General features: G+C 62.7%; 13 protein-coding genes. 7 read left to right on the top strand and 6 right to left on the bottom strand.

Translation table 11 applies throughout. From position 1 onward, the window contains the following. Positions 1–190 precede the first annotated feature (190 nt). Complete coding sequence (locus DVR09_RS12850) at positions 191–1,036, top strand: outer membrane protein (RefSeq protein WP_115417279.1); 846 nt, start codon at positions 191–193, stop codon at positions 1,034–1,036. 73 nt (positions 1,037–1,109) lie between these two features. On the opposite strand, the gene typA is transcribed toward DVR09_RS12850, so the two are convergent. Beyond that, complete coding sequence (gene typA / locus DVR09_RS12845; protein ID WP_115417277.1) at positions 1,110–2,930, bottom strand: translational GTPase TypA; 1,821 nt, start codon at positions 2,928–2,930, stop codon at positions 1,110–1,112. Positions 2,931–3,189: 259 nt separating this feature from the next. On the opposite strand from typA, the gene DVR09_RS12840 reads away from it, so the two are divergent. Further along, on the top strand, positions 3,190–5,871 hold the full coding sequence (locus tag DVR09_RS12840) for a TonB-dependent receptor (protein WP_115417275.1): 2,682 nt from the start codon (positions 3,190–3,192) through the stop codon (positions 5,869–5,871). An 86-nt stretch (positions 5,872–5,957) separates the two neighbouring features. After that, on the top strand, positions 5,958–6,425 hold the full coding sequence (locus DVR09_RS12835; RefSeq protein WP_115417273.1) for a GNAT family N-acetyltransferase: 468 nt from the start codon (positions 5,958–5,960) through the stop codon (positions 6,423–6,425). Here DVR09_RS12835 and DVR09_RS12830 read toward each other — a convergent pair. Together DVR09_RS12830 and DVR09_RS12825 are read right to left on the bottom strand one after the other, a co-directional pair. Beyond that, a complete protein-coding gene (locus DVR09_RS12830) occupies positions 6,422–8,929 on the bottom strand; it encodes an ABC transporter permease (protein WP_115417271.1) in 2,508 nt (835 codons plus the stop codon). The two genes, DVR09_RS12835 and DVR09_RS12830, sit on opposite strands and share 4 nt — an antisense overlap. Next, positions 8,926–9,630: an ABC transporter ATP-binding protein gene (locus DVR09_RS12825; protein ID WP_115417270.1), complete on the bottom strand. Its 705-nt coding sequence runs from the start codon at positions 9,628–9,630 to the stop codon at positions 8,926–8,928. The genes DVR09_RS12830 and DVR09_RS12825 overlap by 4 nt, the downstream gene beginning before the upstream one ends. A 62-nt stretch (positions 9,631–9,692) precedes the next feature. Here DVR09_RS12825 and DVR09_RS12820 point away from each other — a divergent pair, with 62 nt between their 5' ends. Further along, positions 9,693–10,379 carry an arylesterase gene (locus DVR09_RS12820; RefSeq protein ID WP_234041447.1) on the top strand — a complete coding sequence of 229 codons (687 nt, stop codon included), beginning with the start codon at positions 9,693–9,695 and terminating at the stop codon, positions 10,377–10,379. Here DVR09_RS12820 and recF read toward each other — a convergent pair. After that, positions 10,376–11,455, bottom strand: coding sequence for a DNA replication/repair protein RecF (gene recF, locus DVR09_RS12815; protein WP_115417266.1), 1,080 nt, complete (start codon positions 11,453–11,455; stop codon positions 10,376–10,378). The genes DVR09_RS12820 and recF overlap by 4 nt on opposite strands. A gap of 228 nt (positions 11,456–11,683) precedes the next feature. Here recF and DVR09_RS12810 point away from each other — a divergent pair, with 228 nt between their 5' ends. Genes DVR09_RS12810 through DVR09_RS12805 form a run of 3 tightly spaced genes read left to right on the top strand, consistent with a single transcriptional unit; the run spans position 11,684 to position 12,182 of the window. Beyond that, on the top strand, positions 11,684–11,803 hold the full coding sequence (locus tag DVR09_RS12810; RefSeq protein WP_115417264.1) for a recombination protein F: 120 nt from the start codon (positions 11,684–11,686) through the stop codon (positions 11,801–11,803). Positions 11,804–11,847: 44 nt separating this feature from the next. Further along, the gene (locus DVR09_RS17435) at positions 11,848–11,964 is read left to right on the top strand and encodes a recombination protein F (protein ID WP_194294739.1); all 117 of its coding nucleotides are present in this window, start codon (positions 11,848–11,850) and stop codon (positions 11,962–11,964) included. Next, a complete protein-coding gene (locus DVR09_RS12805) occupies positions 11,961–12,182 on the top strand; it encodes a PspC domain-containing protein (protein WP_115417262.1) in 222 nt (73 codons plus the stop codon). Before DVR09_RS17435 ends, DVR09_RS12805 begins: the two co-directional genes overlap by 4 nt. Positions 12,183–12,295: 113 nt before the next feature. Here DVR09_RS12805 and DVR09_RS12800 read toward each other — a convergent pair whose 3' ends face one another. Both DVR09_RS12800 and DVR09_RS12795 read right to left on the bottom strand, forming a co-directional pair. Next, positions 12,296–13,078, bottom strand: coding sequence for an SDR family oxidoreductase (locus DVR09_RS12800; RefSeq protein WP_115417260.1), 783 nt, complete (start codon positions 13,076–13,078; stop codon positions 12,296–12,298). Between the two features lie 2 nt (positions 13,079–13,080). Continuing rightward, a complete protein-coding gene (locus DVR09_RS12795; protein ID WP_115417258.1) occupies positions 13,081–13,650 on the bottom strand; it encodes an NUDIX hydrolase in 570 nt (189 codons plus the stop codon). Between the last annotated feature and the right edge of the window lie 74 nt (positions 13,651–13,724).

Below are 13,724 nucleotides of genomic sequence, written 5' to 3'. Positions count from 1 at the left end.
CCTAACAGACTGAACCTGCGCTGACCACCGCAGCCTAGAATACCACATTGTGGGTCATTCTTTGCGTAGCGCAGCCATGTCTGTGGCAATTTTGCGACGGTTTCATTTGGTTCGCAAAAGCCTTTGGAACGCCTTTCCTTGTCGCGCGTCTCTTCGGCAAACAGGGTCCATGCAAAATAAAGGTATTTCAATGAAAAAATCGACAATTCTGGTCACCGCGCTTCTCGCGGGTACTTTCGCTCACCCTGCTCTTGCACAGGATGCTGATCCTGATTTCTTTGATGGCTTCTATATCGGTGGTAGCTTCGGGCTCGATGCGATCGATGACGGGGCGAACGATGGCATCGTCTTCGACACCGATGGAGATGGCGAATATGACGATGTCGTTCGTACCACCACCGGCGCAAACGCCTTCAGCCCCGGCTTCTGCAATGGGATTGCCAACGGTTCGCGTGCCATCGATGGTTGCGGAGACGATAAGTCGCGCTTCGGCTATGGTGTGCGCCTCGGCATCGACAAGCGTGTGGGTGATGGTCCGTTCGTAGCCGGCCTGCTCGTCGAAGGAGCGATGTCGGACTCGAAAGAGTATTCGAGCGGGTTCAGCACTACTCCGGCAAGCTACACCTTCGTGCGCGAGCTCGACAAATCGGTCGCGCTGCGTGGACGCCTCGGTATCTCGCCGGGCAGTGGTCGTGGTCTGCTATATGTGACGGGCGGTCTCGCTTATGCCGACATCGACCATGATTTCGTCACCACCAATGGCGCCAACTCCTTTACCATGACGGATGATGACGACTGGCAGCTGGGCGGTCAGATCGGTGCCGGCGGCGAACTTTACCTGACCAACAATATCTCGCTGGGGCTCGAATATCTCTATTCGCGCTATGACGACGACGATGCCTATGTACTGGTCGGTCCCGGTACGGCCCCCGCGACAAACCCGTTCCTGCTCGATTCGGGCCAAACGGGTCTGCGCCCGTCGGACTCCGACTTGGCGATCCACTCGTTCCGCACCACGCTGAACTTCCGCTTCTGAGCGTTAGCGACGTCTGAAATGGAAAGGGCCACCCTTGCGGTGGCCCTTTTTCGTTCGGCTTGATGGTGCGCGACTATGCCTGCGCGGCGCGCTTTGCCCGCTTGCGCTCGTGCGGATCGAGAATCGCCTTGCGCAGTCGGATGCTTTCCGGCGTGACTTCGACCATCTCGTCGTCGTCGATATAGGCAATCGCCTGCTCCAGCGTCATGACGCGCGGCGGGGTCAGACGGATGGCGTCATCCTTGCCCGTCGAACGGAAGTTCGTCAGCTGCTTGGACTTCATAGGATTGACTTCGAGATCGTCGGGCTTGGCGTTCTCGCCGATAATCATGCCCTCGTAGATCTTCGCCTGCGGGCGGATGAACAACTCGCCGCGGTCTTCCAGTGCGTTGAGCGCATAGCCCACTGCCTCGCCGGGGACCATCGAGATGAGGACGCCGTTCTGACGGCCTTCGATAGGCCCGCGATAGGTGTCGTACTTCTCGAACAGGCGGTTCATGATGCCCGTACCGCGCGTGTCGGACAGGAATTCGCCGTGGTAGCCGATCAGGCCGCGGCTGGGGGCGGAGAAGGTGATGCGGGTCTTGCCCTGGCCCGAGGGGCGCATTTCGGTCAGCTCGGCCTTGCGGCGCTGCATTTTCTCGACGACCGTGCCGGAGTGTTCGTCGTCGACGTCGATGACGACCGTTTCGAACGGCTCCATGCGCTGGCCGTTTTCCTCGCGGAACAGCACGCGCGGGCGGCTGATGCCGAGCTCGAAGCCTTCGCGGCGCATCGTCTCGATGAGCACGCCGAGCTGCAATTCGCCGCGCCCGGCCACTTCGAAGCTGTCCTTGTCGGCGCTCTCGGTGATACGGATGGCGACGTTCGTTTCTGCCTCGCGGTAGAGGCGGTCGCGGATCATGCGGCTGGTGACCTTGCTGCCTTCGCGGCCCGCGAGCGGGCTGTCGTTGACCGAGAACTGCATGGCGAGCGTCGGCGGATCGATCGGCTGGGCTTCGATCGGCGTTTTCACGCTTGGGTCAGCAATGGTGTTCGCAACGGTCGCCTTTTCGAGACCGGCGAGGGCAATGATGTCGCCCGCCTCGGCATGCTCGACCGGCACGCGGTCGAGCCCGTCGAAGCTGAGCAGCTTGGTCGCGCGGCCGACTTCGATGACATTGCCGTCGGCGTCGAGCGCATGGATCGGGTCGTTAACGTTGAGCTTGCCCGACTGGACGCGACCGGTGAGCACGCGGCCCATGAAATTGTCGCGGTCGAGCAGGGTAGCGAGGAAGCTGAACGGCGCTTCGGTATCGAGCCCCGGCGCGGGCACGTGGTCGACGATCAGTTTGAACAGCGGCTCGAGATTGCCCTCGCGGGCGTGCTCGTCGTCGCTGGCATAGCCATCGCGACCCGAGGCCCAGAGCGAAGGGAAATCGAGCTGGTCGTCATTGGCGTCGAGCGAGGCGAACAGGTCGAACACTTCATCGAGCACTTCCTGCGGACGGGCGTCGGAGCGGTCGATCTTGTTAACGACCACGATGGGCCTGAGGCCAAGCGTCAGCGCCTTGCCGGTAACGAATTTGGTCTGCGGCATCGGGCCTTCGGCGCTGTCGACAAGCAGAATGACGCCATCGACCATGCTGAGGATGCGTTCCACCTCGGCGCCGAAGTCGGCATGGCCGGGCGTGTCGACGATATTGATCCGGGTGCCGTTCCATTCGACGCTGGTGCACTTGGCCAGAATCGTGATCCCGCGCTCCTTCTCCAGATCGTTCGAATCCATCGCGCGTTCTTCCACGCGCTGGTTTTCGCGGAATGTGCCCGACTGACGAAAAAGTTGGTCGACGAGAGTGGTCTTGCCGTGGTCGACGTGGGCGATGATCGCCACGTTGCGCAGGTCGCGGGACATGGATGCTTGCTTTCTAATCAGGGTGCCGTAGCGTCGGTGCACGGAGCAGGTGACGCGTTCCGGGCGCGCCCCTAGCCGAGTTGCTGCACTGCGGCAAGGTCATCCGGTGTAACGCGAAAGGCACAGTCGTCGGATGAGCTATGACACTCGTCGGCTAAATACTTGAGAGGTCATGCTGGTCTGGTAACTCGCCTTCGCTTGCGTATTTTTGGGGACTGCGCAACAGACCAGAATACGTCTTGAGAGAAGAGGACCTTTCATGAAATTCATTACTTTCGGCCGCGCCGCGACCGTTCGTACCGCTTTGCTTGCCAGTGCTGCCGGGTTGGTTGTACCCGCCACCGCACAGGCGCAGGACGCCGGTGCAGACGAGGCAGAAGTCGAGGCACCCGCCAGTAACAATGTCATCGTCGTCACCGCGACCAAGCGCGAACAGACGTTGCAGGAAACACCGGTCGCCGTGAGCGTGACCAGTTCCGAGACCATCGAGCGCGCGCAGATCCGCGACGTCGCCGATCTCGCCACCGTGGTTCCATCGCTGCGCGTCAGCCAGAACCAGAGCTCGTTCGCGACCAGCTTTTCGGTTCGCGGCTTTGGCACCGACGGTAACAATATCGGCCTCGAACCGTCGGTCGCGATGTTCGTCGACGGCGTCTATCGCAGCCGCGCTGTTTCGCAGATTTCCGACCTTCCCGACATTCAGCGGGTCGAGGTTCTGCGCGGCCCGCAGTCGACCCTGTTCGGCAAGAACGCCAGCGCCGGCGTAATCTCGATCGTGACCAAGGAACCGCAATTCGACTTCGGCGGCATGGTCGAGGCCAGCTATGGCAATTTCGACGCTATCGTGGCCAAGGGCTACGTGACCGGCCCGATAACCGATTCCTTCGCCGTCAGCTTCGGCGGTGGTATCAACAAGCGCGATGGCTTCCTCACCAATGGCGTCGACGGCCAGGATATCAACGATCGCGACCGTTGGTTCACTCGCGGCCAGCTTTTGTTCGATAATGGCGGCCCGCTGCGTGTTCGCGTAATCGGTGATTACGACAAGATCGAAGAGCGTTGCTGCGGCGTGATCAATGTCGCGCCTTCGGCTGAGATCGGTGCGATCCAGTTGCTCGGCGGACAGGTCAACGATTTTCGCAACAATCCCGATGGCGACGTTATTTTCACCGATGTCGATCCGATCAACGAGGTCGAGAATTACGGTATTTCGGGCCAGATCGATTATGAACTCGGTGCTCTGACGCTGACCTCGATCACCGCCTATCGCAAGACCGGCCTGATGGCGGATCAGGATGTCGACTTCACCAGCCTCGATGCGGTTAGCGGTGCGAATATCGGCGATGCCGACATCGACACTTTCACGCAGGAACTGCGGATCGCCTCGGACTTCGACGGTCCGCTCAACTTCCTGATCGGCGGCTATTACTTCGACGAGCGCGTCGATACGTCGGACCAAATCGTCTATGGTGACGGCTTCCGCCCCTACGCCAATCTGCTGCTGCAGGGCGCGACCGGCGGTACACAGACTGTCGACTCGCTCGAAGCCACGCTGTCGGCACTCGACGGCACCGATTATACCGGCCAGTTCTTCGCAAGTGGTCAGGGCTTCTTCAACAACATCGTGCAGGACAACGAAGCGTTCTCGATCTTCGGCAATGTCGATTTCGAGATCACCGATCGACTGGTCCTGACGCTTGGTGCGAACTACACCAAGGACAAGAAGCAGATCGTGACCAACTCGACGAGCACCGATGTGTTTTCGAACGTCGATCTGGTGGCATCGGGCAACCGCGCGATTTTCGCTCAGGGTCTCGCAACCCAGGTCGGTACGCTGCTCGACCTCGGTCGCCCGGCAACGCAAGCCGAAATCGGTGCCTTTGCCGGCGGCAATCCGGCTGCCTTCGCACAGGTCTCGGCGGGTGTGCAGGCCTTCGCCGATGCGAACGACACCAATCCCGCGGTCAACTCGTTGCTGGCGCTTACCCCGTTCCAGTTCCTGCCGCCGCTGCAGAACTGCCCGAACGCGGTGGAAGACTGCTCGACCAATGACGACGACTGGAGCTGGAACGTCCGCCTCGCCTACGAGGTTACCCCGACGCTCAACGTCTATGCGAGCTGGGCGACCGGCTACAAGGCGCCGAGCTTCAACCTGTCGCGCGACAGCCGTCCGCTTCCGGCCGATTTCGCCGCGCTTCGGGCACAGGGCCTTGCGGTCACCAATCTGCGGCCGGGAACCCGCTTTGCCAATGCCGAGAATTCGGAAGTGTACGAAGTCGGGATTAAGGGCAATTGGAGCCGGGCCGCGGCAAACCTGACGGTGTTCCAGCAGTCGATCAAGGACTTCCAGGCGAACACCTTCACCGGAACGTCCTTCATCCTGTCGAATGCGGGCAAGCAGGAAACCTTTGGTGTCGAATTCGACGGCCAATTCTACGCAAGCAACGAACTGACGCTTAGCGTCGCGATGACTTATCTCGATGCGAAGTACGACAGCTTCGTCGCTTCGCCGGTCGGCGATCTGTCGGGCGAGCCGGTTGCGGGCGTACCCGAACTCTCGGCAGTCTTCGGCGCGCAGTACGACAAGGAAGTCAATTCCAATGGCGACCGCATCATCCTGCGTGGTGACTTCTCCTATCAGTCGCCGGTGCAAGTCGTGAACGGACTGACCAACTTCATCGTGGTCGACCCTGCTACCGGCGCGCGTGACTTCGGTCCAGCACGTGCAGCGGCTGCCGCTTTCAAGCGGGAAGTCAACAACCTCAACGCATCGCTCACCTACGCCTTCGACATGGGGCTGGAGCTGACCGTTTGGGGTCGCAACCTTCTGGACGATCGCTACATCACCACTGTCTTCCCGGCAGTGGCGCAGGGCCAGGCGATTTCGGGTTATCCGAACCAGCCGCGAACCTATGGCGTGGCGGCACGCTTCCGCTTCTGATCGGACCAGGCAATTCGAAACGGGGAAGGGGGCTTTCGAGCCCCCTTTTCTTTTGCCTAAAGAGGGTGGAACGGCGAGATACCGCCATGCCTGCCGCCATTCGACCCTCGATCAAGGAAGAATTGAAAGACGCCAGCTCCCTGTGTCGGCGGCCCAAGGCATATTGGGGTTACGATGCGGCCTTTATGGAAGCATGCCGGGACGAACTGACCCTCAGCGCTACCGACCTGGAGGGCGGATTGTCAGTCGGCATGTGCGACGGCGGTGTGCTCTCGGGTGTCGCGCAAGTGATCAGCGAGGGCGAAAATTGGGAACTGGAGAAGCTGTTCGTCGATCCGCCTGCCATGGGTAGAGGCATCGGTGGGCAGCTCTTCGCCTGGGCCGTGGAAACGGTCGGCGCAAGGGGCGGACAGACGATGCACATTGCCGCCGATCCGCAGGCCGCTGACTTCTACCGTCGGATGGGGGCGGTCGATGCCGGGCACATTTCTTCGGCATCGATTCCGGGAAGGAGCCTTCCGCTCCTCTGCTACCAGATCGCCGACAGCGGTTAGAGCGCCCGCAGCGCCTGCGCCGGTTTGGCCCGTAGCAGCGGCAGCGAGGCGCCGATAGCAAAGGTCAGGACGATTGCGATCCCGAGCCCGAGAACGGCGATCACCACGCCCCAATCGGGTAGCCAGTCGAATTCGAACAACTGGGTGACAACGAGCCAGGCAGCGAAGCTGCCGATGCCGAGCGCCACAAGCGCGAGCGCGCCTGCCAGAACGACGTATTCGATCAGTTGCATGACCAGCACTTGCCTTCTGTCGGCGCCGAGGACGCGCAGGACCACGGTATCGTAAGTGCGTGCAGCGCGCGCCGCGGCGATCGCCCCCAGCAGAACGGCGAGGCCCGCCAGAACGGCGACGCTTGCCGCAGCCAGTGTGGCAAGCCCTACCTGTTCCAGGATGGTGCGCGCTTGCTCGAGCACGCCGCCGACCTCGATCACCGAAGTCGAGGGAAGCGCCGCGACCAGCGCCTGGAGCAGCGGCCCCGTCGGCGTACCCGGACTGAGTTCGATCGTGGCCGCAAGGTTGTGTGGTGCGTCCTGAATTGCATTGGGGCTCAACACGAAGACATAGTTGAAGCCCATGCTTTCCCAGTCGATCCGCCGGGTGTTCGCGATCCGCGCTGTGCGCTCGATACCCAGCACGCCGAAGGTCAGCATGTCACCCACTTCCAGGTCGGCGGCCGCGGCGAATTCCTCGTCGACCGAAACCAGCGGTTCGCCGTCATAGGCAGGACCCCACCATTGTCCCTGGTTCAGCTCGTTGCCCTCTGGAAGCGTATCCGCATAGGTCAGCCCGCGTTCGCCGCGCAGCGCCCAGGCACCGTCGGGGATTTCCTCGAGGTCGAGCGTGCGGGTCATGGCGCCTTCTGGCCCGAAGGCGAGCACCGAACCGCGCAGCGCCGGGACGGTCCGCCAACTCGCATCGGGATCGGCTTCGCGAACCAGTGTCTCGAACTGGGTGACTTGGTCGCGCGGAATGTCGAGCACGAAATAGTCGGGCGCACGGTCGGGTACGCGCTTGGCAATGTTCCCGTCGATCGCGCTCTGGACGGCGGCGAGCAATACGAAAGCGGCAAGGCCGAAGCCGAGCGCCGTGACCAACGCGCCGGTGGACGAACCGGGCCGATGCAGATTGGCAAGCGCATTGCGGGCGATGGGGCTTTTGGGGCGGGGCAGGGCACCGGCGAGTTTGCGAATACCCAGGCCGAGCAACGCGAGGAGGGTCAGCACCGCAGCGGCCCCGGCGAGAAACCCGCCGGACAGCATCGGATTCTCGGCCGTTAGCAATGCGAGCGCGACGATGGCGGCGAGGCCACTGCCGACCACCAGCAAGGCTTGCGGATCGCGTGCCAGTGGGGCGACACGCGCGCGCATCAGAGCCATCGCGGGAAAATGGCGTGCGCGCAGCAAGGGCGGGGCAGCGAATACCAGCGCTACCAGCATTCCATAAGCCAGCGCCAGCAGGATCGCGCCAGGATCTAGGATGAGGCCGCTGGAAACCGGTAGCAGTCCGTCTAGCGCGGTTGCCAGAAGGGGCACGAGAGCCACGCCAACGGCAATCCCGGCCACACTGCCGACCAGCGAGGCGGCGACAATCTGCAAGGCGTAAATGCGCGCGATATCGCTGCTGGAAGCGCCGAGAATCTTGAGCGTGGCGATACCTTGCCGCCGGGCATCGAGATAGGATGTCACGCCGCCGCCGATTCCGATCCCGGCGATCACCAGTGCGGCAAGGCCGACCAGCGTCAAGAATTCGCCCATGCGGTCGACGAAACGGTCGGTGCCCGGTGCGGCTCGCTCGGCCGTGTCGATATCGAAGCCCTGCGAGGGGAACCGTTCCTCGAGCGCCTCGCGCGCATCACCGATGTCCTGATTGCCCGAGAAGCGGACCCGGGTCTTGGTCTGGTACATCGAACCCGGTGCGATCAACCCGCCGCGCATCGGCATGTCTTCCGCCACGATGACCGTGGGGCCGAGCTGGAAACCTTCGCTCAACCGATCGGGTTCATTAGCCACGATACCGCCGACGGCCAGCGTTTCGGTGCCGATGGCAATGGTGTCGCCCGGTGCCGCGCCGAGGCGGTCTGCCGCACCTTGAGACAACCACGCCTCGTCCGGGCGGGGTCGGCCGACCGAGCGGCCGTCTTCCAGCGTCAGTTCGCCATAGAGCGGGTAGGCGGCATCGACTGCCTTCAATTCGATCGGGGCGGCCTGCTCGCCAAAGCGCGCCATTGCCTGCATGCGGATGCCAGCGGAAACATCGCCAAGCTCCTCGAGTGCAGCGCGCTCCTCCTCGTCGAGACCGCGCTGCCAGAGTTCGACCTGTAGATCGCCGCCGAGGTATTCGCGGCCATTGGATTCGATCTCGCGCTCGATCGCTGCGGTGAGTGATCCGATCGCGGCAAGCGCACCGGTGCCCAGGAACAGGCAAACCAGCAGCAGACGCAAGCCGCGGAAACGCGCATTGAGATCGCGCCGCGCGATACGCCAGGCGGTGGCCCAGCTCATGCGGTGCTCTTGGCCGACTGCGTATCACTGACGACACGCCCGTCGGCGAGCTGGAGTACGCGCTCGCAATGTTCGGCCAGCTCCGGATCGTGCGTGATAACCAGCAGTGTCGCGCCGGTTTCCGCGCGGCGGGCGAAGAGCAGCTCGACGATTTCGTGGCCGGTCGCGGCATCGAGATTGCCGGTGGGTTCGTCGGCAAAAATAAGGGCGGGGCGCGGCGCGATGGCACGGGCGATGGCAACGCGCTGTTGCTCGCCCCCTGAAAGCTGTTGCGGGTAATGGTCGAGCCGGTGGCCCAAGCCTACCGCTTCGAGTTCCGTCCTCGCGCGGTCCTGAGCATCGTTCTCACCAGCCAGTTCCATCGGTGTGGCCACATTTTCCAGAGCAGTCATGGTCGGCAGCAGGTGGAAAGCCTGGAGCACGATCCCGATCCGGCCGCGCCGGGCGTGGGCCAGTGCATCCTCGTCCATCGTGGCGAAATCCTCGCCCGCGACCGTCAGCGTGCCGCCACTCGCGCGTTCGAGGCCGGACAGCACGGCCATGAGCGAGCTTTTGCCCGAACCGGACGGGCCGAGCAGCGCCACAGTCGAGCCTAGCGCGATATCGAGGTCGATACCGCGCAGAATATCGACCGGCGCTTCGCTACTGCCGAGAGTGAGGGTGAGGTTGCGGGCGGAAATCGCGGCTTGAGAGTTCGTCACGAGGCTGCGATGGCATGGGGTCCAGGCTTGCACAAGGAAACTCGCCGATGCGGCTAAGGCATTTGTCGATTACACTTATCGTTTTCTCACTGGCTGCCTGCGGCAGCGTCGAGGATGTTGCGGAAGCGCCCGAGGCAACGGGTGGCGATGTGGCTGCTGCTCCCGACATCGTGGTCGACGGCCCAGAGCGCCGTATCCTGGCCTTCGGCGACAGCCTGTTTGCGGGTTACGGCCTGGAGGAGCAGCAGGGCTATCCCGAGCAGCTCGAAGATGCGATGCGCGGGCGGGGCATCAATGCGCGCGTCATCGATGCCGGTGTATCGGGCGATACCAGTGCAGCCGGTCGCCAGCGGCTTGCCTTCACGCTCGACGCGCAAAAGGTAAAGCCCGACCTCGTGATCCTCGAACTGGGCGGCAACGATATGCTGCGCGGCATCCAGCCCGACCAGACGCGCGCCAATTTCGAAGCCATGCTGGAAGAGCTGCGGGGCCGCGAAATTCCCGTCCTGCTTATGGGCATGCGCTCGCCGCCCAATTATGGCGCGGAGTACCAGCAGCAGTTCGATAGCCTCTATGGAGAACTCGCGCGCGAATACGGTGTGGGGCTGGTGCCCTTTTGGCTCGAGAGCATTTACGAGGACCAGAGCCTGTTTCTCGACGATCGTATCCATCCCACCGCCGAAGGTATCACCGAGCTGGTCGAGGATACGGTGGACGATGTCGAAGCGGCGCTGCCGCCGGTCGGTTAGACGCGCTCCACGGCTCCGCCGCTCACCCGCCAGATCGCTGCTTCTTCCGCGATCGAGCTGAAAGGTGCCGGTTCGGTGCCCGTCATCCAGACCTGCGCTCCGCTGCCGCGCAACTGCTCGAACAGCGCCGCGCGGCGTAGGGGGTCGAGATGGGCTGCCACCTCGTCGAGCAGCAGCAGGCCCGCGCGTCCCTGCGCTGCGAGCCCTGCATGCGCCAGCGTCATGGCTACCAGCATCGCCTTCTGTTCGCCGGTCGAGCTTTGCGCCGCAGAAACACGCTTGGCCGCGTGGATCACGTCGAGCTCGTCACGATGGGGACCTTCGTGAGTGCGCTGCGCGGCCCGGTCGCGCCCGCGATTGTCGTAAAGCGCCTGGCTGAGCCCGTCGACATGATCGGGCGCGCCCGGATTATAGGTGAGAGCCGGGCGGGCGAAGGGCTCGGCCGGCATTTCCGCCAGGCGCACGGCGAGCGTTTCGACCAGTCGCGCGCGACCTTGCATCAGCGCGGAACCATGCTGGATCATCTGCGCCTCGACGGCATCGAGCCAAGCGCTTTCGGGTTCGCGCATGTCGGATAGCAGGCGGTTGCGTTCGCGTAGCGCGGCCTCGTAGCGGGCGGCATGGGTCGCATGGGCGGGATCGAGTGCGAGCGCGAGGCGGTCCATATAGCGTCGCCTGTCGCTCGCCGGCCCGGTGAACAGACCGTCCATTGCCGGGGTCAGCCAGGTAATGGCGAGCCATTCGCCGAGACTGGTAGCGGTGGTCTCCGCCCCGTTTATCCGTACGCGTCGTCGTCCCGGATTGGCGCTCTCCGCATAGGTGCCGAGACGGACAGTTTCGTCACCCTGTACGAGACTTGCCCCCACTCCGAAGCCGGTCTCACTATCGCCGCGCACCATATCTGCCATTGCGGCGCGGCGCAGCCCACGGCCGGGCGCGAGCAGCGAGAGTGCCTCGAGAATGTTGGTCTTTCCCGCACCGTTCTCGCCGACCAGCAGGTTGAACTGGCCGGTCTCGCCCAGTTCGGTCGCGGCATGATTGCGGAAATCGGTCAGGGAGATGCGGTCGAGCGCCATAGAATGCCACGCGCGATAGCGCGCGCTGCCTCTTGCCGCCACTCGAAAGGCGTCATTCCAACAATTGGTGAAATTTCCCAACCTTTCGGATTGCTGAACGAAGGTGGACGGAGGAGTTCAGGCGGGAATGGCTGTTTTCTGCGGTTTCTTGAGTTTGGCACGCCGATTGCAATGTATTGGGCATCCCGGATGGTCCGGGAAAACAAACCAAGGTTCAAGGAGTTACCAATGTCCATCTTCGATTATGCCAGCAACCGCGCTGTCGCCGCCGTCTTCGCTCTCAGCGTTTCCGCGATGTTCATGGCCGCAGCCATCATCCCCGCAAGCCCCGCCGGCCTCGTCGCCTGATCGGTCCGCCGGCCGCCCAACCTAAAACCCGAAGGAAAGGAAATATGTTCTCTCACGAAAACAGCAGCAGGCTTTTCGCGGCTGCCTTCTCACTGGCCCTGTCGACAGCCTTCTTCGCCACGGCCATCATCCCCGCCTCGCCCAATGGACTGATAGCATGAATGACCTGAAATTCCGCGAAACCGACCACGCCGTTCGTCCGGCCAAGAGCTTCACGCTCGATCGCACCGGCGGCAAGTTGATGGGGGTCTGCTCCGGCATCGCCCGCTATTTCGGCATCGATGCCACCTGGGTCCGCCTGGGCTTCGTCGCAGGGACGCTGCTCGGCTTCGGCAGCTTCATCCTGATCTATCTGGCAATCGCCCTGATTGCCGACTGAGCATGGCCACTCGCCAGACCGACCCGGTTTTCATACGGGCGGCCGTGCCCACCAGAACTGAAAGAGAACCGGGAGGGCCATCTGGCCCCTCTTGTGATTCCGGCCCCTGAAAATCACATCGCCGAAATCCCACCATCGAGTTTCAGCTCGGCGCCGGTCATGAACCGGCTTTCGTCGCTCGCCAGATAGACCACAGCGTTGGCGATATCATTGGGTTCGCCGACGAATTTCAGCGGGATTTGCCGCGCCAGCTTGTCGAGCAGCACGCCCTTGTCGAGATTGTGGTGCTTGGCCGTGCCATCGAGGATTGGCGTATCGACGAAGGTCGGGTGCACCGAATTGCAGCGGATCTGCATGTTATTCTTGGCGCAGTGCAGCGCGATCGATTTGGACAGCATCCACACCGATGCCTTGCTGGCATTGTAAGCAGGCATGGTATCGCTGGCGATCAGCCCGGCAATGCTCGAAATGTTCACGATCGACCCGGGCGCATGTTCGCGCATGAGGGGCAACGCTTTCTGGCAGCCGTGAAAGATCGAATCGACATTGATCGCGAAACAGCGCTTCCAGTCGTCGAAATCGCAAGTCTCGATATTGCCCGCGACACCGATCCCGGCATTATTGACCAGCACGTTGAGCCCGCCCAGGTTTTCGCGAGCCGCATCGACCGCCGCTTCCCATGCCGCTGGGTCGGTGACGTCATGCGCGATCGAAAAGGCCGTGCCATCGCCCAGAGCATCGTTGATCAGCGCTGCACTCTCCGCCGCGCCTTTGCCGTTGATATCGGTGCACAGCACCCGCGCGCCTTCTTCGGCAAGCCGCGTCGCATGCGCGCGCCCGAGGCCTTGGGCCGCCCCCGTTACCAGGGCGAGTTTGCCCGCACACCGTCCAGTCATTGTCACTCTCCTGCCAGAATCCCTTGTCCGAGCAACAGGAGCATGCGTACGTCGATCCCGCAACCTTGGTTTCGTTTGGCAACGATAAAACTGGGCAGATCGGCCAGCGCTACGCGATGGACGGTGATGTTCTCGCCTTCGATCCCGCCGCCTTCGGAGATCTTGGTCAGATCGTGCGCGCGGACCATGGTAAAACTCTCTCCGAGCAGGCCGGGCGAGGAGTAGAATTCGCCGCAATCCTCCAGCCGCGCTGCGCGATAGCCGGTCTCTTCCTCCAGCTCGCGGGCCGCGGCGGCGAGCGGTGCTTCGCCCTCGGTCTCGTCGCCGATCAGGCCGGCGGGCAGTTCGAGGCAGCTTCTGCCCAGCGGTACGCGGTACTGTTCGACCAGCAGGACATGGCCGTTCTCGACCGCGAGGATGACAGCAGCGCGTACGCCACGCGGACGGGTCACATATTCCCAGCGACCGCGCTTGCAAGTAGTCAGGAATTTGCCCTGCCAGACGATCTCCTCGTCCGCGTCATGATCGGGCACCGTCAGACTGGGTGACAAAGGCGACACCGTGTCACCCATGGCATTCTCCTTTCAACATTCTGAAATTGGACATTTTTCATCCGGTATCGCCCGGGTGACACTTCGACCGAGGC

Origin of the sequence: Erythrobacter aureus (assembly GCF_003355455.1) — a bacterium.
Classification (GTDB): Bacteria; Pseudomonadota; Alphaproteobacteria; order Sphingomonadales; family Sphingomonadaceae; genus Qipengyuania; species Qipengyuania aurea.
This window is presented reverse-complemented; position numbering and strand designations above follow the sequence as displayed.